Below are 17,058 nucleotides of genomic sequence, written 5' to 3'. Positions count from 1 at the left end.
TGACATCGAGTGATAGAGTAATATCGTGACGCACGACGTAATCAATCAGCCGCCGCCGATTGCTGGCACCAATGCCTGGCGCAGCGACCCCCTGATGATGCAGGCCGGGGAGCGGTTCTCCGAGCCTGTGCGCAAGGAACTCGATGCCATCGGCCGCTTCGTGCGCAATCCCGAGGCGCTGGACCTGGCCCGGCTGGCGAATGCCGAGCTGCCGCAGCTCCGGACCCATGACCGCTACGGCAACCGCATCGATCTCGTCGAGTACCATCCGGCCTATCACGCCCTGATGCGCCGCTCGGCGACCAACGGGCTGCACGCCTCGATCTGGGAAAACGGCCAGGCGGAGGCGGGCCAGCGCCATCAGGTGCGCGCGGCGCGCTTCTATCTGACGGCGCAGCTCGAATGCGGGCATCTGTGCCCGCTGACCATGACCAGCGCGGCGCTGGCCGCGCTGATGGCCGACACGGCGCTGTTCCGCCGCTGGGCGCCGCGCGTGGCGACACGCAAATACGATCATGCCAACAAGCCGGTGGCGCAGAAGGCCGGCATTACCATCGGCATGGGCATGACGGAGAAGCAGGGCGGCACCGACGTCCGCGCCAACACGACGCGCGCCGAACCTGTCGAGGGCAGGGTCTATCGCCTCAGCGGCCACAAATGGTTTCTCTCCGCGCCCATGTCCGACGCCTTCCTGGTGCTGGCGCAGGCGCAGGAGGGGCTGTCGTGCTTCCTCGTGCCGCGCCTACTCGATGACGACCGAGGCAACGGCCTGCGCTTCCAGCGCCTGAAGGACAAGCTCGGCAACCGCTCCAATGCCTCCTCCGAGGTGGAGTTCGACGGGACGGTCGGCGAACTGGTGGGCGAACCGGGTTCGGGGCTGCGCACGATCATGGACATGGTCACGCTGACGCGGCTCGACTGCGCCCTGGGGTCGGCGGGAATCATGCGCGCCAGCCTGGCCGAGGCCGTGCATCACGCCCGTCACCGCCATGTTTTCGGCAAGCCGCTGTTCGAGCAGCCCCTGATGCTGCGCGTGCTCGCCGACATGGCGCTCGACGTCGCGGCCGCGACGGCGCTGACGATGCGGCTCGCCCGCGCCTTCGACGAGGCGGCCGACAATCGCGGCGAAGCGGCGTTCGCACGGGTCATGACGCCGGTGGTCAAGTACTGGGTGTGCAAGCTGGCGCCGGCGATCACCTACGAGGCGATGGAGTGCCTGGGCGGCAATGGTTATGTCGAGGAGGCTCCGTTGGGCCGCCTTTACCGCGAGGCGCCCGTCAACGCCATCTGGGAAGGCTCCGGCAATGTGATGGCGCTCGACGTGCTGCGCGTGCTGGGACGCAATGCGAGCCTGTTCGACGATGTGCTGGCGATGATCGGCGCGGATCTGGGCGACAAGGGCGCTACGACGCTGGAAGTGCTCGCCGCCGCTGCGCGCGTCTGCGAGACCGACGAGGGATCGGCCCGCATCCTGACCGAGCAGCTCGCGCTTGCCGCCGCCGCCGCCGAACTGCGGCGGATGGGCGCGGGACGGGTGGCCGACGCCTTCATGGAGACGCGGCTGGCCGGCCAGTGGCGCGCCACCTACGGCATGCTGGACGCCCGCCACGACGCGGCCGCGATCCTCGACGTGCTTTACCCCGAGGCGAGCTGACCGGCGATCATCAGGACGACCGGGATTGTGAAGAAGGCGAGGATGGTCTGCATGGTTGTGACGGTTGCATAGAGCGGCGCGTCCCCGCCCATCTGGCGGGCCAGCAGATATCCGTTCATCGCCGTCGGCACGGCCGCGCACAGCGCCAGATAGTTCAGCGCCGGTCCCGTGATGCCGAACGCCAGGGCGATCGAGATCAGCAGCAGCGGGAAGAAGGCGAGTTTCAGAGCGACGGCGACCCACAGGGCCGCGTTGCGCGCGAACAGGTCGCCTGGCTTGAGACCCGCGCCGATGGTCAGGAGGCCCATGCCAAGGGCTGCGCGGCCGACGAGGTCGAGTGTCTCCGTCAGGGGCGCGTAGAGCCCGAACGGGGTGAGGCGCAGCAGCACCGCCGCGCCGGACGCGAGCACCAGCGGGTTGCGCAGCACGTCGCGGACGACCTTCGACCACGAGGCCGTGCTGTCGGCGAAGCGGGCGACGACCGATACCGAGGCGATATTGATGGGGATGATGATCACCGCCATCACAAGCGCCACAACGGCGCTTCCCGCCGCCGGAAAGAGTTTTTCCGCGATCGCCAGCGCCATGAAGCCGTTCCATCGGATCGACGTCTGGAAGACGGAGGAATACTGGCCATGCGCGACCAGCCCGCTGCGCCGGAGCGGCGGCCACAGGGCTAGCACCACGGCGATCATCACGGAGACGGCGACGATCAGCACGCCGAGCATGGCGTTCAGTTCCAGACCCGAGAAATCGGCATTGGCGATCGTGATGAACAAGAGGGCCGGGTAAAGGAACCAGTAGCACAGCTGTTCGAGCCCCGGCCATGTGGCGTCGCCGATCAGCGGCAGCCGGCGCAGGACGTTGCCCGCGACGATGAGCAGGAAGATCGGCAGGATGCTTTCGAAAATGGCGAACATCGGATTCCCAGGAACGGACGGGACGGGCGCGCCCTGCAACCGGCGTGGAAACGCCGCCGTCGCGGAACGCGATGATACGGGAGACACCAGCGGGGATATCTCCGGCAGAACGGCCCGCTCTACCGCATCGGCCGGACAAGCGGAATGGAATTTTCGCGCAGGAAGCCGTCGCGGGGGCGACGAGGCTGTGAAAATTAACCTTAACGAATGGTAAGCGTTGCGGCGCGATTTGTTGAGGGCCAGTGTGGCAGGCGATCGAGAAAGGATCCCATGAGCCGCACCTTCACCATCCTCCTGTCCATCTACTGGACGGCCTGCTTCGCCTTTACCGCATGGGCGGCGGCGCTGGCCGACGATGCGCTGAGCGCCGCGCTCGCGCCGGTGCCGGAGACGGGGGAAGCCTGGGGACTTGTGGCGGGCATCGCGCTCGTTCTCGCCCACAGCCTGGTATCCGTTCTCTTTCTCTGGACGCTCGTCGTCTGCGTGCTCGAGCGGGACGGCGAGGCGAGCGAGACCGAACAGGTCGCGCGTCTCGCCTGCACGGCGGCGCTGGCGGTTCTCCTGACCACCGCGCTCTACGGGGCGGCGGTCCGGGGAGGCGGCGGGCCGGGATCGACCGAATCGATCCCGCTCCTGGCGATCCTCGCCACCTATCTCGCCATACGGTTCGAGAAGCACGACGTCGGCTCGATCCGCCTCGCCGATGCGGTACGACCGCAGAAGATCGCGCGCCTCAATGCGCTCAACGCCGTGCACGGGACCCTGCTGGAACGCCTGGCGACGCCGCGCGATCTGGTTCGCATGCCGCCCGCCAATGACGACAGGATAAGCTGATGCGCTACCTTCTTTTGTTCTGGGCGCTGCCCATGGGACTGTTCTGGGGTTGGTACGGGCTGTCTTATCACGACATCAATTTCGGGCTCGGCTTTTTCAGCCGCGAGATGAACGACCTGCTGTTCCGGCTCTACGGCGACATTCTGGGCATCGAACCCGAAACGATCCCGCCTCTGGTGGCGCGGGCCTGCGTGGTCGATTCCTTCCTGCTTCTGGGCATTGTTGCCTTCCGCCGCCGCAAGGCGATCCGTGCCTGGTTGAAGGAGAAGCGCGCCGCCTATGCAGGTGAAAAGGCGGTTCAGCCGAGCGCACCCAACCTGTCCAGCGCGCCCTGAAGGATAAAGGCCGCCGCCGCCGAATCGATCCGTTCGGCGCGCTTCCTGCGCGACACATCCATCTCGATCAGCGCCCGTTCGGCGGCGATTGTCGACATTCGCTCATCCCAGAAGGCGACCGGCAGGGGCGTCAGCCGTTCCAGATTGCGCACGAAGGCGCGCGTCGATTGGGCGCGGGGCCCCTCGCTGCCGTCCATGTTGACGGGCAGGCCGATGACGATGCCCCCGGCATTGTCGGCGGCGAGCTGCTCGAGAAGGGCTTCGACGTCCTTGGTGAACTTGCGACGCAGGATCACCGGCCGCGGATTGGCAAGCGAAAGGCTCCGGTCGGAGACCGCGACGCCGATGGTTTTGGTCCCGAGGTCGAGGCCGACGAGCGTTTGCCCCGCGGCAAGCCGCGCGGGGAGTTCTTCAAGCTGGACCACTGACAAGGCGCGCTGTTCCTCCCGGATCACGACGATCTTCATAAATCAGAGCGGGAGAGTGTTCTATCTGCGAAGCGGTCACAGTAAAAGCGAAGACATTCGCTAGGCGCAGAAGAGCCGTGCCGGGCTGCAAGAGTAAGGAGACGTTCTGATGAAGCTGACATGGTATGGCCACTCGACCTTTCGCGTCGATGCCGGCGACGCGCATATTCTGATCGACCCGTTCCTGAGCGGCAATCCGTCCTGGGGCAAGGGCTGGGAGGGGCCTGCCGAGGGCGTGACCCATGTTCTCCTGACGCATGGCCACAACGACCATATCGGTGATGCCGCCGCGATCCTGAAGAAGACCGGCGCGATGCTGGTCGCCAATTTCGAGATCTGCCGCTTCCTGGTCGGCCAGGGCGTGGCGGAGAGCGCCATCAATCCCGGCAATCACGGCGGTACGGTCGATTGCGGCGGCTTCACCACTACCTTCGTCAACGCCGTGCATTCCTCGTCCATGCCGGGAACCGGCGGCGCCAACACCTATCTGGGCAATCCCGCCGGCCTTGTCCTGCACTTCCCCGAGGAAAAGACCCTCTACCACATGGGCGACACCGACATTTTCGGCGACATGGCGCTGATCCAGGAACTGCACCAGCCGGCCATCGGCCTCGTGCCGGTCGGCGACCGCTTCACCATGGGCGGCGCGGTGGCGGCACTCGCCTGCCAGCGCTATTTCCGCTTCGAGACCGTGGTGCCTTGTCACTATGGCACGTTCCCGATCATCGATCCTTCGGCCGAGAAATTCATTGAGGGACTGGAGGGATCCGACACGCGGGCGGTGGTACCGGCCATCGGTGAGGCGATCGACCTTTAGATCGTCCGAAAGGATGCACGGCGATCCAGGGTCAGCACCCCGGGTTTCCGCACGGCGCGCAAGCCTTGGCAGTTGCGCGCCGTGCGCGCGGCGATTATAGCCGAGGCGCAACCGTTGAGCTTTTTGCCGAACAGGAAGAATGGAGCGCCGACTGCGTCCCGGGACGCGCCCGCGCCCAGTGCCGGAGAATTCTGAATGTCCGTGGACATCGATACCGTGAAGCGCGTCGCGCATCTTGCCCGCATCGCCGTTGACGACGCGGACGCCCAGCGCATGACCGGAGAACTGAACGCCATTCTCGGCTTCGTCGAGCAGCTCGATGAGGTCGATGTGGCCGGCGTCGAGCCGATGACCTCGGTCATCCCGATGGAGATGAAGAAGCGCGCCGACGCCGTCACCGACGGCGACAAGGCAGCCGACGTCGTCGCCAATGCACCGGCCTCCGAGGACAATTTCTTCGTCGTGCCGAAAGTGGTCGAATAGCGCCGCACCGCTACGCCGCCTGCCGGACCGCCACGCTGGACTGAATGGATATTCCATGAGCGAACTCACCCGACTGACCATTGCCGAAGCGCGCGAGAAGCTCGCCGCCAGGGCATTTTCCGCCCTCGAATTGACCGACGCCTATCTGGCGGCCATCGACGCGGCCAACGGCAAGCTCAACGCCTATGTCGCGGTCACCCACGACAAGGCGCGTTCCATGGCGAAGGCCAGCGACGCGCGGCTGGCGAAGGGCGACGGCGGCGCGCTGGAGGGCATTCCGCTCGGCATCAAGGATCTGTTCGCCACGCAGGACGTCCACACCCAGGCGGCGAGCCATATCCTCGACGGCTTCAGGCCGCGCTATGAATCGACCGTCACCGCCAATCTGTGGGCAGACGGGGCGGTGATGCTCGGCAAGCTCAACATGGACGAGTTCGCCATGGGCTCGTCGAACGAGACCTCCTACTACGGCCCCGTGATCAACCCCTGGCGCGCGGCAGGGTCGAATGCCGATCTCGTGCCGGGCGGCTCCTCCGGCGGCTCGGCCGCCGCCGTCTCGGCATTCCTGTGCGCCGGCGCGACGGCGACCGACACGGGCGGCTCGATCCGCCAGCCGGCCGCCTTCACCGGCACGGTGGGCATCAAGCCGACCTATGGCCGCTGCTCGCGCTGGGGCACGGTCGCCTTCGCCTCGTCGCTCGACCAGGCAGGACCGATCGCCCGCGACGTCCGCGACGCGGCGATCCTGCTCAAATCCATGGCCTCCGTGGATGCCAGGGACACCACTTCCGTGGACCTGCCCGTGCCCGACTACGAGGCCGCGATCGGCCAGTCGATCAAGGGCATGCGGATCGGCATCCCGAAGGAATACCGGATGGACGGCATGCCGGACGAGATCGAGGCGCTGTGGCAGAAGGGCATCGAATGGATGCGCGACGCCGGCGCGGAGATCGTCGACATCTCCCTGCCGCACACGAAATACGCTCTGCCGGCCTACTACATCGTCGCCCCGGCGGAAGCCTCGTCGAATCTCGCCCGCTACGATGGCGTGCGCTACGGCCTGCGCGTGCCGGGCAAGGACATCGCCGACATGTACGAGCAGACCCGCGCCGCCGGTTTCGGCCGCGAGGTCAAGCGCCGCATCATGATCGGCACCTATGTCCTGTCGGCGGGCTATTACGACGCCTATTACCTGAAGGCGCAGAAGGTCCGCACGCTCATCAAGCGCGATTTCGAGCAGGTCTTCGACCAGGGGGTCGATGCCATCCTGACGCCGGCCACGCCGTCGGCCGCCTTCGGCATCGCAGACCAGGACATGGCGTCCGATCCGGTCAAGATGTATCTGAACGACATCTTCACGGTGACGGTGAACATGGCGGGCCTGCCGGGCATTGCCGTGCCGGCCGGTCTCGACGCCAAGGGCCTGCCGCTCGGCCTGCAGCTCATCGGCAAGCCGTTCGAAGAGGAAACGCTGTTCCGCACGGCGCATGTGATCGAGCAGGCGGCGGGCCGTTTCGAACCAGCGAAATGGTGGTAGGGCGCATGGCGCGGCCTTCCTCTCCACAAGGGAGCTAGCCGCGCGATGTTCCATCTGGTTTCCGCCATCGGCTGGCTGTTCCTGCAACCGCTCGGCCTGGCGATGCTGCTTGTCGCCCTGTCGCTTCTGCTTGCTATCCTTGGATGGCGCCGCCTGTCCATGACCGCGGGCTGCCTGTCCTTCCTCGTCCTTTTCCTGTCGGGCTGGACGACGCTCGGCGCGCTGCTGCTGGCGCCGCTGGAGGACCGGTTCCGCAAACCGGATCCAGCGCCCGCGACCGTGGCGGGCATCGTCGTCCTGGGCGGCGGGCTGGAAGGGTCGATCAATCTGGCGCGCGGCGGCCACGAACTGAACGCCAGCGGCGACCGGTTCGTTGAGGCGGCGATCCTGGCGCGGCGCTATCCCGGGGCGCGCATCCTCATCTCCGGCGGGCAGGGGGCGGTCTTCCTGAATGGCGAGGGCGACGCCGACACCGCGCCGCGTCTTCTTTTGGCCCTTGGCGTCGATCCGGCGCGGCTGATCATCGAGAACCGTTCACGCGACACGTTCGAGAACGCGGTCTTTTCCGCGCGCATGGTCACGCCGCAATCGGGCGAGACCTGGCTGCTCGTCACCTCCGCCTTCCACATGCCGCGCGCCATGGGCGCTTTCCGCAAGGCGGGCTTCCCCGTCACCGCATGGCCGGTGGACTACAAGACGGCGGGCACCGAGCGGCCCGGCCTTGCCGAGGACAACGCGCTCGATTCGCTGCGCAACGTCTCCGTCGGCATTCGCGAATGGATCGGTCTCGCCGCCTATTATTACGCCGGCCGCACCGGCGTCTTCCTGCCGTCACCGGCGCCGGATGGCGGGTGAGTCGCGCTGATGGCAACCGGCGATGGTGCAATGCAGCATCCAGCGCTCAATTTCGCCACATCTGTTGACAAATCCTTCCCGTCGGCAAGTGCTTGATAAAGCGATGAAACCCCCGATTTATACGGTTTTGATACCGTTATCCTGTCGCCATTTTGCCGTTTTTCACTTGCGAAAGAACCGCCGAAGGCGTATCTCCCGCCGTCACGGGCTGAGCGCTCGGGATCATCCCGAATCGCACGAGGCCTGATAAAAAAACGGGATATGCATGGACGATAGCGTTGAGAGATCCTGCTGGGGTGTTGCCGCCAAAGCAGCGATCGGGCTTGCGGGATTGATCTTTCTGGCATGGCTTTTCATTGGCGCCGAGACGGCAGCGGTCGTCGCGGCAGCGGGTTAACCGGCCAAGACCGCGAGACATCGGTTTCATCTATTGAGAAAGGGCGTGGCATCAGTGCCGCGCCCTTTTGCTTTGGGCGTGGCCCTTTGCTTCTGGCATGAAATGAAATAAGTCACTGCCTGTCGCGATTGCGCGGTGAGCAGATGCCGGGAGCACCGCCCGGAAACCGTTTGGCGATCGGACGACTTCTCCACGCTATTCTGGGGCGTCGCTGATGTTTCTGTCCGTATTCGACCTGTTCAAGATCGGCATCGGGCCGTCCAGCTCCCACACGATGGGGCCGATGACGGCAGCCGAGCGGTTTCTGGCGGAGATCGCCGGTGACGACTGGCCGCGTCCGGCGGGCGTCGGCGTCGCGCGGCTCGCCGTCAGCCTGCACGGATCGCTGGCTTTCACCGGCGTCGGCCACGGCACGGATCGCGCGGTGATCCTCGGACTGGCGGGGTTCAACCCGCTGACTGTCGACCCCGACAGGATGGATAGCCTTCTCGAGACCATCAGAAGCGAACGGAAGGTGCGGCCGGAGGGCCATCCGGCCTATGCGTTCGATCCGGAGAGGGATCTTGTTCTCGACAAGAAGGTGCCCCTGCAGGGCCATGCCAACGGCATGGCCTTCTCGGCCTTCGATGCCGACGATCGCCTGCTGCTGCGGCGCATCTACTACTCGATCGGCGGCGGTTTCGTCGTGTCCGAGGAGGAGTTGCAGAGCCTGAAGGCGAAAGGCAAGCAGCAGGCGCCGAGCGACGTTCCCTATCCCTTCAACAATGCGGCCACCATGCTCTCCATGGCGGCAAGGAGTGGCCTCTCCATCGCTGAGATGAAGCGCGCCAACGAAGAGGCGCATATGAGCGCTGCCGAGCTGGATGCAGGCCTCGACCGCATCTGGCAGGCGATGAACAGCTGCATCGAACGCGGCCTGTCGCAGGACGGCATCATGCCGGGCGGCCTGAAGGTGCGCCGCCGCGCCCGCAATCTGCACGAACGGCTCGACGAGGACTGGCGGCAGAACCGTCCCAATCCGCTGGCGGCGAATGACTGGCTCGCCGTCTACGCTATGGCGGTCAACGAGGAGAATGCCGGGGGAGGACGCGTCGTCACCGCGCCGACCAACGGGGCGGCCGGCGTCGTGCCGGCGGTGCTGAAATACTGGCAGAAGTTCCATGTCGATGCCGATCCGCGCGGCATCCGCGACTTCCTCCTGACGGCGGCGGCCATCGGCGGCATCGTCAAGCACAACGCTTCGATCTCCGGCGCCGAGGTGGGCTGCCAGGGCGAGGTCGGTTCGGCCTCGGCGATGGCCGCCGCCGGTCTGGCCGCCGTGATGGGGGGCAACCCGGAACAGGTGGAGAATGCCGCCGAGATCGCGCTCGAACATCATCTGGGCATGACCTGCGACCCCGTCGCCGGGCTGGTGCAGGTGCCGTGCATCGAGCGCAATGCGCTGGGATCCGTCAAGGCGGTCACCGCCGCCTCACTGGCCGTCAAGGGCGACGGCAAGCACTTCGTCTCGCTCGACGCAGCGATCGAGACGATGCGCCAGACGGGCGCCGACATGAACGAGCGCTACAAGGAGACCAGCCTTGGCGGGCTGGCGGTCAACGTGGTGGAATGCTAGCGGCGTTGTCATGCATGACGATGGGGACAGACCGGACCTGACGCGCACCGCCTCCTGCGCCTGCGACCGCCTCTCTGCCGTCTGCAGCGGCGAACCGCGTAAGGTGTCGCTTTGCCATTGCCAGGCCTGCCAGAAGCGAACCGGCAGCACCTACGGCATCGCCGCCTTCTTCCGGCAGGACGACGTGCGTACGCTGGGAGAAAGCCGCATCTACACGCGCCCCTCCGAAAGCGGCTTCCCGGTCGCGTTTCACTTCTGTCCGGAATGCGGATCGACGGTTTTCTGGTATCCGCAACGCCTGCCCGAACTGATTGCGGTCGCGGTCGGCGCCTTCGCCGATCCGTCCTTTCCGAAACCGGTTCAGGCGGTCCATGCGGAGCATCGCCACACCTGGGTGCCCGACATTCCGTGAAGGCGTGGCTGTGGACGGTGGCGGCCCCTGTCTTCCTTCCGCCGCTTCCGAGCCTTGGATCGCTGTGCGTCCTTCTGGACGCACAAGGGACGATCTAAATCATTGACTGAGCATTGGAATAACCGAAAACCGAATTCCACTTTTCGGTCCGATGCCCTAGGATCGGCCTATGGCCCTGAACCTGATCAAACTCTGCGTCGGCTGCGAGAGCGTCGAGGAACTCGAGGAATGGATTGGTCGCCGCTTGCGCGAGAAGGAAGCGCGTGGCGAACCGTTGGAGCATTTCCACACCACCCGCATGGTGCCGAAGCGCGTTCAAGACCTGACCGAAGGTGGCTCCCTCTACTGGGTGATCAAGGGCATCGTGCAGTGTCGGCAGCGGCTCGTGGACATCCGGCCGTTCCGTGACGGCGAGGGCATATCGCGCTGCCATCTGGTGCTGGAGCCGAAACTGATGCGCACCGAGTTTCAGCCGCGCCGGCCCTTTCAGGGCTGGCGCTATCTAGAGCCGAAGGATGCGCCCGCCGACATGGCTGCCGGCTCCGACAGCGCGCAAATGCCGGCGGAACTGCGTCGGGAGCTGACCGAACTCGGACTGCTGTGACTGCGGATGCGCGTCGCGGACGTTCCGGACTTGCAAGCGGGGCGCATGCGCCACATCTTCTTGCCATGAGCGACAGCAAGACCCCGGTCCCCAAGCCCCAACAGAAGGACGTCGCGCGGCCGAAATCGACGTCCGGCGCGATCGACGCGTTCGTCAGCCAGGTGCGGGCGATGGGGGCTGTGAAATCCGGCGCGGGCGAGGGCCGGCTGGTCCTGGCCCTCGACGCGACGATGAGCCGCCAGCCCACCTGGGATCTGGCGTGCAGGCTGCAGGCGGAGATGTTCGATGCGGTCGGCAAGGCCGGCGGCCTGAACGTGCAGCTCGTCTATTTCCGCGGCTTCGGCGAATGCCGCGCGTCGCGTTTCGTGAAGGACACCGGTGCGCTGAAAACGCTGATGACGAAGATCGATTGCCGGGGCGGACAGACGCAGATCGGCAAGGTGCTCGCCCACGCCGTCAAGGAAACCGCGCGCCAGAAGGTCAACGCGCTGGTCTATATCGGCGACGCGATGGAAGAGGATGTCGATAGCCTGGCCGACAAGGCGGGACGTCTGGGCCTGGCGGGAACGCCGGTCTTCGTTTTTCAGGAGGGACGCGATCCCCTTGCCGAACAGGCGTTGCGCGAGATCGCCCGCCTGTCCAGGGGCGCCTGGTTCCGCTTCGACGCGCGTTCCGCCGCCGAGCTCGGGAAGCTGCTCTCGGCCGTTGCCGTCTATGCGACGGGCGGCCTGAAGGCGCTGACGGCGCGCGACCGGCCGGAGGATCGCCTGATGCTGCAAAATCTCGGCCGCGGCAAGTAACGATGGCCTTCCCGTTTTTCTTCTTCGGTCTCCTGCTGTTCGCCGCTCTGATGGCCTACGGCTTCCTCAGTGCCGATGCGAAACGCCTGGCGCGCCTGCTGCGGCTGGTCGGCCCCCTGCTGCTCGGCGTGGCCGGGGCGGCCATGCTGCTTTTGGGCCGCGCCGCGCTGGGCGGCATGCTCCTCTCCATAGCCGCGGCCTGGTATGGGGCCGGGCGAATGAGGGGGCTCGGCACGCCGACGCCCGGACGCACCTCAAACGTCCGTTCCGCCGCTCTGGAGATGGAACTGGACCATGACAGCGGCCGCCTGTCCGGTGTGGTGCTTGTGGGAAGCCACGAAGGAAAACAGCTCGGTGAGATGAAACTCACCGAGCTGCTCGAACTTCATGCGGAACTCGCCAGCGACGAGGAAAGCCTGCGCCTACTTGAAGCCTATCTTGACGGCGAGTTTCCCGTCTGGCGCGAGAGCATGCAGGCGAATGGAACAGACGGGCAGGGAACAGCGGCGGGCTCTGGCCCCATGACCGAGCAGGAGGCCTATGAGATCCTTGGTCTTGAACGTGGAGCGACCGTGGCGCAGATCCGCCAGGCTCACCGCCGCCTGATGCAGCGCCTGCACCCCGATCGGGGCGGCACGTCTTTTCTCGCTGCGCGGATCAACGAGGCGCGCGACGTTCTGCTCTCCACTCACCACTGAACTCCCCAAGCCTTGAACTGAACGCTGCATGCGCGGCGTGCTCCGCTTACTGCTGCACGGCGTAGCACGACACGCTCTTCTTCTTCAGCGTCGCGCACGCCCCCCAGGCAGCCGACTTGCTGTCGAACCCGACGAAGCGGGCGCGGTGATACGTGACGCCGCCCTTCTCGAAGGTCTCGGTGATCGGCACGACACTGGCCAGAACGGTCGGTGCCTTCTTCTCTGTCTCGGCGAGGAAGAGCAGGGCTTCGTCCTCGCTCGGCATGGACGCGACCTGGATGACCCAGCCGCCGACGGCGCCGCCGCCTGTCGATGCGGTCGGCATCGGATCCACCGCGGCAGCGGCCTGGCGCACGGGTTCCTGCGGACGTGGGGCGGCAGCGGGAACATTGACGGCGGCAGCGACGGCCCGCACGGGTTCTTCGGGTGCATAGGCGGTCAGCGTCTCGACTTCCGGCCGGTCGGTGGGCAGCGGGACGCGGCTTCCCGGAATCATCGATGCAAAAGCCGTGCGAGCGCCGCCGGGCGCCTTGGCGATCAGCATCCGGTCGCGGCCGGTCGATGCGCCGCCCATATATTCCTTGATCAGCTTGGCCATCTGCGCGTCACGGCTGCGCGACGTGCGCCCGCCCATGACGACCGCGACGATGCTGCGGCCATTGGCCTCGACCGAGCTGACGAGGTTGAAGCCGGAAGCGCGCGTGTAGCCGGTCTTGATGCCGTCGACGCCCTGGATGCGGCCGAGCAGATTGTTGTGATTGCCGTAGCGGCGCTTGTTGTAGGTGAACGAGCGCGTCGAAAAATACTTGTAGTAGCGCGCGTGATGCTCGCGCAGGGCAATGCCCAGGCGTGCCATGTCGCGCGCCGTGCTGACCTGCTGGCTGTTGGGCAGGCCGTGCGCGTTCTTGAACGTGGTGCGGGACATGCCGAGCTGGCGCGCCTTGGCGGTCATCATTTCGGCGAACCTCGCTTCCGAACCGCCGAGAAACTCGGCGATCGCCGTGGCGGCGTCGTTGGCGGAACGGGTGACCAGCCCGTAAATCGCCTGCTCGACCGTGATGCTCTGCCCCGGCTTCAGGGCGAGATTGGTCGGCGGCTCGGCGGCTGCGTTGCGCGAGACCGGGATGCGGGTGCTGGTGGAGATGCGGCCTGCGGAAAGCGCGTCGAAGACGAGATACAGGGTCATCATCTTCGTCAGGGAGGCCGGATAGCGCCGTGCATCGGCGCTCGATTCGTAGAGCACCTTGCCCGTCTTGGCGTCCATCACGAGACCGGCATATTTGGAATTGGCCGAGGCCTGGACAATGCCGCCGCCCATCAGGAGAATCGAAAGAAACAGTGTCGCGATGATCTTGCCCGAGAGAAGCACAAGATTCGCTCTACCCATCAACGCTTGACGCACAGCCGCACCCATCAGAACCGAATTTCGAACAGCCGGCTTCCGCACCGACAAACTCATTTCCGATCAGCGTAGACGTCGCGGTGTTACCAATCCGTTTATGGTGAGTGCGGAATTGACGAAAATCCTTAACGTTGAGTCAAATTGCAGCTATCGGCGGGGCGAACGGGCGCTGTGGCGGCGCGGCGCGTCGATGGCGGGAATTTGAACGCAAAAGCGGGCGCATCATATTGTCAGAAACCGAGAAGGTCTTAAAATTGGCGGACGGGTACCTACATGTCCCAGGCACGGGCTTGGTGAGGCGAATGGAATTCTTGAACATCGGCGGTGAAGCCATGCGGCGCTACGAGTTGCGGATGCAGGATGGCGAGGATGGCGACGGCGGCAACGGCAATGCCGGTCGCGGCACGTCGGTCATCACCCGCACGAAGATCAAGACCAAGAAGCCGAGTCTCTACCGTGTGCTGTTGTTGAACGACGACTACACGCCCATGGAGTTCGTGATTCACGTGCTGGAACGGTTTTTCAGGAAAGACCGCGAAGCCGCCACAAGAATCATGCTGCATGTGCATAATCACGGTGTTGGCGAGTGCGGCGTGTTCACGTTCGAAGTGGCCGAAACCAAGGTGACCCAGGTGATGGATTTTGCCCGTCAGCATCAACATCCGCTACAATGCGTGATGGAAAAGAAGTGAGGTATTGAATGCCGGCTTTCTCGCAAGGCTTAGAGCGGGCACTGCACCAGGCGCTCACATTCGCCAATGAGCGTCACCACGAATACGCAACGCTCGAACATCTTCTTCTGGCGCTGATCGACGACACGGATGCGGCCGCTGTCATGCGGGCCTGCAATGTCGATCTGGAGGCCCTGAAGAGCACCGTCGTCAAGTATATCGACGGCGAACTCGACAATCTCGTCACCGGCTATGACGAGGATTCCAAACCGACCGCCGGTTTCCAGCGCGTCATCCAGCGCGCCGTGATCCACGTGCAGTCGTCCGGCCGGGAGGAAGTCTCCGGCGCCAACGTGCTGGTGGCGATCTTCGCCGAGCGCGAGAGTCACGCCGCCTACTTCCTGCAGGAACAGCAGATGACCCGCTACGACGCGGTCAACTACATCAGCCACGGCATCGCCAAGCGCCCCGGCGGCTCGGAAGCCCGCCCGGTGCGCGGCGCCGACGACGACGAATCGGGCGCGCCCGGTGGCGAGGCCGAGGAGGGCGGCAAGAAGAAGCAGGCGCAGGACGCGCTGACCGCCTATTGCGTCAACCTCAACGAAAAGGCGCGTGCCGGCAAGATCGACCCGCTGATCGGCCGCGAGCCGGAGATCAACCGGACGATCCAGGTGCTGTGCCGCCGCTCCAAGAACAACCCGCTCTATGTCGGCGATCCCGGCGTCGGCAAGACAGCCATCGCCGAAGGCCTTGCCAAGCGCATCGTCGAGGGCGAGGTGCCGGATGTGCTGGCCGACGCGACGATCTTCGCGCTCGACATGGGCACGCTTCTGGCCGGCACCCGCTACCGCGGCGATTTCGAGGAACGCCTGAAGCAGGTGGTCAAGGAGCTGGAGGACTATCCGGGCGCCGTCCTGTTCATCGACGAGATCCACACGGTGATCGGCGCCGGCGCCACGTCCGGCGGCGCGATGGACGCGTCGAACCTCCTGAAGCCTGCCCTCTCGTCGGGCGCGATCCGCTGCATCGGATCGACCACCTACAAGGAGTTCCGTCAGTTCTTCGAGAAGGACCGCGCTCTCGTGCGGCGCTTCCAGAAGATCGACGTCAACGAGCCGACGGTCGATGATGCCATCGAGATCATGAAGGGGCTGAAACCCTATTTCGAGGAGTTCCACAAGGTCCGCTACACGGATGAAGCCGTGCGTGCGGCAGTCGAGCTTTCGGCGCGCTACATCAGCGACCGCAAGCTGCCCGACAAGGCCATCGACGTCATAGACGAGACCGGCGCTTCGCAGAAGCTTCTGCCGGAAGCCAAGCGGCGCAAGACGATCAGCGTCAAGGAGATCGAGAACACCATCGCTACCATGGCCCGCATCCCGCCGAAGACGGTGTCGGCCGATGACGAAAAGGTTCTGGCCGGTCTCGAGCAGGAGCTGAAGCGGGTGGTCTACGGCCAGGAAACGGCCATCACCGCCCTGTCTTCCGCGATCAAGCTGGCGCGTGCCGGCCTGCGTGAGCCGGAGAAGCCGATCGGCTCCTACCTGTTCTCCGGCCCGACCGGCGTCGGCAAGACGGAGGTGGCCAAGCAGCTTGCGGCCTCGCTCGGCGTCGAGCTGCTGCGCTTCGACATGTCGGAGTACATGGAGCGGCACACCGTGTCGCGCCTGATCGGTGCGCCTCCGGGCTATGTCGGGTTCGACCAGGGCGGTCTTTTGACCGACGGCGTTGACCAGCATCCGCATTGCGTGCTGCTGCTTGACGAGATCGAGAAGGCGCATCCGGACCTGTTCAACATCCTGTTGCAGGTGATGGACCACGGCAAGCTGACGGACCACAACGGCAAGAGCATCGACTTCCGCAACGTGATCCTGATCATGACCACCAATGCGGGAGCAGCCGACCTTGCCAAGCCGGCCATCGGCTTCGGCTCCTCGAAGCGCGACAGCGACGACACGGAAGCGATCAACCGACTGTTCACGCCGGAGTTCCGCAACCGCCTCGATGCCATCATCCCGTTCGGCGCGCTGCCCGTTCCGGTCATCCACCAGGTGGTGCAGAAATTCGTCATGCAGCTCGAGGCGCAGCTCGCAGAGCGCCGCGTCACCTTCGAACTGTCCGACGAGGCGATCGCCTGGCTGGCCGACAAGGGCTATGACGAGCGCATGGGCGCGCGTCCGCTCGGCCGCGTGATCCAGGAGCACATCAAGAAGCCGCTCGCCGACGAGGTCCTGTTCGGCAGGTTGAAGAAGGGCGGCACGGTGCGCGTGACGGTGGTGAAGGGCGAGACGGGCGAGGATGCCCTGAAGCTCGACGCCATTCCCGACGATGCGCCGGTGGTGCCGCGCGACGAGGTGCCGGAGAAGAAACCGAGAGCCAAGGCCAAGCCCGCCGCCAAGAAGGCGGCAAAGCCGAAGGCGGCGACCAAGCCGAAGCCGAAACCCAAGGAGCCGCCGAAGCGGAGCCTGGTGCCGCAGCTGCCCCGCAAGGGCTGACGGCCGGCGTCACTGCATCACGCCATTTGGTCCAATTCGAAGGCGCGGAGTGTCCCAACACC

General features: G+C 65.4%; 17 protein-coding genes. 14 read left to right on the top strand and 3 right to left on the bottom strand.

All coding sequences use genetic code 11. The features are described from left to right. The first annotated feature begins 22 nt into the window (after positions 1-22). Complete coding sequence (locus NA2_RS06750) at positions 23-1,654, top strand: acyl-CoA dehydrogenase family protein (RefSeq protein WP_192814167.1); 1,632 nt, start codon at positions 23-25, stop codon at positions 1,652-1,654. Here NA2_RS06750 and NA2_RS06745 read toward each other — a convergent pair. After that, on the bottom strand, positions 1,636-2,574 hold the full coding sequence (locus tag NA2_RS06745) for an AEC family transporter (RefSeq protein ID WP_008595666.1): 939 nt from the start codon (positions 2,572-2,574) through the stop codon (positions 1,636-1,638). The genes NA2_RS06750 and NA2_RS06745 overlap by 19 nt on opposite strands. Positions 2,575-2,844: 270 nt before the next feature. On the opposite strand from NA2_RS06745, the gene NA2_RS06740 reads away from it, so the two are divergent. Continuing rightward, complete coding sequence (locus NA2_RS06740) at positions 2,845-3,408, top strand: hypothetical protein (RefSeq protein WP_008595664.1); 564 nt, start codon at positions 2,845-2,847, stop codon at positions 3,406-3,408. Continuing rightward, a complete protein-coding gene (locus tag NA2_RS06735; protein ID WP_008595662.1) occupies positions 3,408-3,743 on the top strand; it encodes a DUF6105 family protein in 336 nt (111 codons plus the stop codon). The genes NA2_RS06740 and NA2_RS06735 overlap by 1 nt, the downstream gene beginning before the upstream one ends. On the opposite strand, the gene ruvX is transcribed toward NA2_RS06735, so the two are convergent. After that, a complete protein-coding gene (ruvX, locus tag NA2_RS06730) occupies positions 3,707-4,210 on the bottom strand; it encodes a Holliday junction resolvase RuvX (RefSeq protein WP_008595660.1) in 504 nt (167 codons plus the stop codon). The two genes, NA2_RS06735 and ruvX, sit on opposite strands and share 37 nt — an antisense overlap. 109 nt (positions 4,211-4,319) lie before the next feature. On the opposite strand from ruvX, the gene NA2_RS06725 reads away from it, so the two are divergent. The 9 genes from NA2_RS06725 (at position 4,320) to NA2_RS06685 (ending at position 12,428) form a co-directional block, all read left to right on the top strand. Continuing rightward, on the top strand, positions 4,320-5,027 hold the full coding sequence (locus tag NA2_RS06725) for a metal-dependent hydrolase (RefSeq protein WP_008595658.1): 708 nt from the start codon (positions 4,320-4,322) through the stop codon (positions 5,025-5,027). 195 nt (positions 5,028-5,222) lie between these two features. Next, positions 5,223-5,510 (top strand): Asp-tRNA(Asn)/Glu-tRNA(Gln) amidotransferase subunit GatC, encoded by a 288-nt coding sequence (gene gatC, locus NA2_RS06720; protein ID WP_008595656.1) that lies wholly within the window; start codon positions 5,223-5,225, stop codon positions 5,508-5,510. A gap of 55 nt (positions 5,511-5,565) precedes the next feature. Then, the gene (gene gatA / locus NA2_RS06715; RefSeq protein ID WP_008595653.1) at positions 5,566-7,047 is read left to right on the top strand and encodes an Asp-tRNA(Asn)/Glu-tRNA(Gln) amidotransferase subunit GatA; all 1,482 of its coding nucleotides are present in this window, start codon (positions 5,566-5,568) and stop codon (positions 7,045-7,047) included. Between the two features lie 45 nt (positions 7,048-7,092). Then, the gene (locus NA2_RS06710; protein WP_008595651.1) at positions 7,093-7,902 is read left to right on the top strand and encodes a YdcF family protein; all 810 of its coding nucleotides are present in this window, start codon (positions 7,093-7,095) and stop codon (positions 7,900-7,902) included. Positions 7,903-8,513: 611 nt separating this feature from the next. Next, complete coding sequence (locus NA2_RS06705; RefSeq protein WP_008595649.1) at positions 8,514-9,914, top strand: L-serine ammonia-lyase; 1,401 nt, start codon at positions 8,514-8,516, stop codon at positions 9,912-9,914. 10 nt (positions 9,915-9,924) lie between these two features. Continuing rightward, a complete protein-coding gene (locus NA2_RS06700) occupies positions 9,925-10,326 on the top strand; it encodes a GFA family protein (protein ID WP_008595646.1) in 402 nt (133 codons plus the stop codon). A 169-nt stretch (positions 10,327-10,495) separates the two neighbouring features. After that, positions 10,496-10,930 carry a DUF1489 family protein gene (locus tag NA2_RS06695; protein ID WP_008595643.1) on the top strand — a complete coding sequence of 145 codons (435 nt, stop codon included), beginning with the start codon at positions 10,496-10,498 and terminating at the stop codon, positions 10,928-10,930. Positions 10,931-10,995: 65 nt separating this feature from the next. Beyond that, positions 10,996-11,730, top strand: a complete 735-nt coding sequence (locus NA2_RS06690) for a hypothetical protein (protein ID WP_008595641.1) — start codon at positions 10,996-10,998, stop codon at positions 11,728-11,730. 2 nt (positions 11,731-11,732) lie between these two features. Continuing rightward, entirely contained in the window at positions 11,733-12,428 is a 696-nt protein-coding gene (locus tag NA2_RS06685; protein WP_008595638.1) for a DnaJ domain-containing protein, read from the top strand. Between the two features lie 46 nt (positions 12,429-12,474). Here NA2_RS06685 and NA2_RS06680 read toward each other — a convergent pair whose 3' ends face one another. Continuing rightward, positions 12,475-13,815 (bottom strand): D-alanyl-D-alanine carboxypeptidase, encoded by a 1,341-nt coding sequence (locus tag NA2_RS06680; protein ID WP_040677019.1) that lies wholly within the window; start codon positions 13,813-13,815, stop codon positions 12,475-12,477. Between the two features lie 368 nt (positions 13,816-14,183). Between NA2_RS06680 and clpS the strand changes: the two genes are divergently transcribed. Both clpS and clpA read left to right on the top strand, forming a co-directional pair. Next, a complete protein-coding gene (gene clpS / locus NA2_RS06675) occupies positions 14,184-14,522 on the top strand; it encodes an ATP-dependent Clp protease adapter ClpS (RefSeq protein ID WP_420798699.1) in 339 nt (112 codons plus the stop codon). Positions 14,523-14,530: 8 nt separating this feature from the next. Further along, on the top strand, positions 14,531-16,996 hold the full coding sequence (gene clpA, locus NA2_RS06670; protein ID WP_008595631.1) for an ATP-dependent Clp protease ATP-binding subunit ClpA: 2,466 nt from the start codon (positions 14,531-14,533) through the stop codon (positions 16,994-16,996). The last annotated feature ends 62 nt before the right edge of the window (positions 16,997-17,058 follow it).

It is taken from the genome of Nitratireductor pacificus pht-3B (assembly GCF_000300335.1).
Lineage (GTDB): Bacteria > Pseudomonadota > Alphaproteobacteria > Rhizobiales > Rhizobiaceae > Nitratireductor > Nitratireductor pacificus.
Note: the sequence above shows the minus strand (reverse complement) of the source record. Positions and strands in the feature narration are given on the sequence as shown.

Coding starts and splice junctions, on each gene's coding strand:
- NA2_RS06745 (WP_008595666.1), bottom strand. CDS start 2,574: ATGTTCGCCATTTTCGAAAGCATCCTGCCGATCTTCCTGCTCATCGTC.
- NA2_RS06740 (WP_008595664.1), top strand. CDS start 2,845: ATGAGCCGCACCTTCACCATCCTCCTGTCCATCTACTGGACGGCCTGC.
- NA2_RS06735 (WP_008595662.1), top strand. CDS start 3,408: ATGCGCTACCTTCTTTTGTTCTGGGCGCTGCCCATGGGACTGTTCTGG.
- ruvX (WP_008595660.1), bottom strand. CDS start 4,210: ATGAAGATCGTCGTGATCCGGGAGGAACAGCGCGCCTTGTCAGTGGTC.
- NA2_RS06725 (WP_008595658.1), top strand. CDS start 4,320: ATGAAGCTGACATGGTATGGCCACTCGACCTTTCGCGTCGATGCCGGC.
- gatC (WP_008595656.1), top strand. CDS start 5,223: ATGTCCGTGGACATCGATACCGTGAAGCGCGTCGCGCATCTTGCCCGC.
- gatA (WP_008595653.1), top strand. CDS start 5,566: ATGAGCGAACTCACCCGACTGACCATTGCCGAAGCGCGCGAGAAGCTC.
- NA2_RS06710 (WP_008595651.1), top strand. CDS start 7,093: ATGTTCCATCTGGTTTCCGCCATCGGCTGGCTGTTCCTGCAACCGCTC.
- NA2_RS06705 (WP_008595649.1), top strand. CDS start 8,514: ATGTTTCTGTCCGTATTCGACCTGTTCAAGATCGGCATCGGGCCGTCC.
- NA2_RS06700 (WP_008595646.1), top strand. CDS start 9,925: ATGCATGACGATGGGGACAGACCGGACCTGACGCGCACCGCCTCCTGC.
- NA2_RS06695 (WP_008595643.1), top strand. CDS start 10,496: ATGGCCCTGAACCTGATCAAACTCTGCGTCGGCTGCGAGAGCGTCGAG.
- NA2_RS06690 (WP_008595641.1), top strand. CDS start 10,996: ATGAGCGACAGCAAGACCCCGGTCCCCAAGCCCCAACAGAAGGACGTC.
- NA2_RS06685 (WP_008595638.1), top strand. CDS start 11,733: ATGGCCTTCCCGTTTTTCTTCTTCGGTCTCCTGCTGTTCGCCGCTCTG.
- NA2_RS06680 (WP_040677019.1), bottom strand. CDS start 13,815: ATGGGTAGAGCGAATCTTGTGCTTCTCTCGGGCAAGATCATCGCGACA.
- clpS (WP_420798699.1), top strand. CDS start 14,184: ATGCAGGATGGCGAGGATGGCGACGGCGGCAACGGCAATGCCGGTCGC.
- clpA (WP_008595631.1), top strand. CDS start 14,531: ATGCCGGCTTTCTCGCAAGGCTTAGAGCGGGCACTGCACCAGGCGCTC.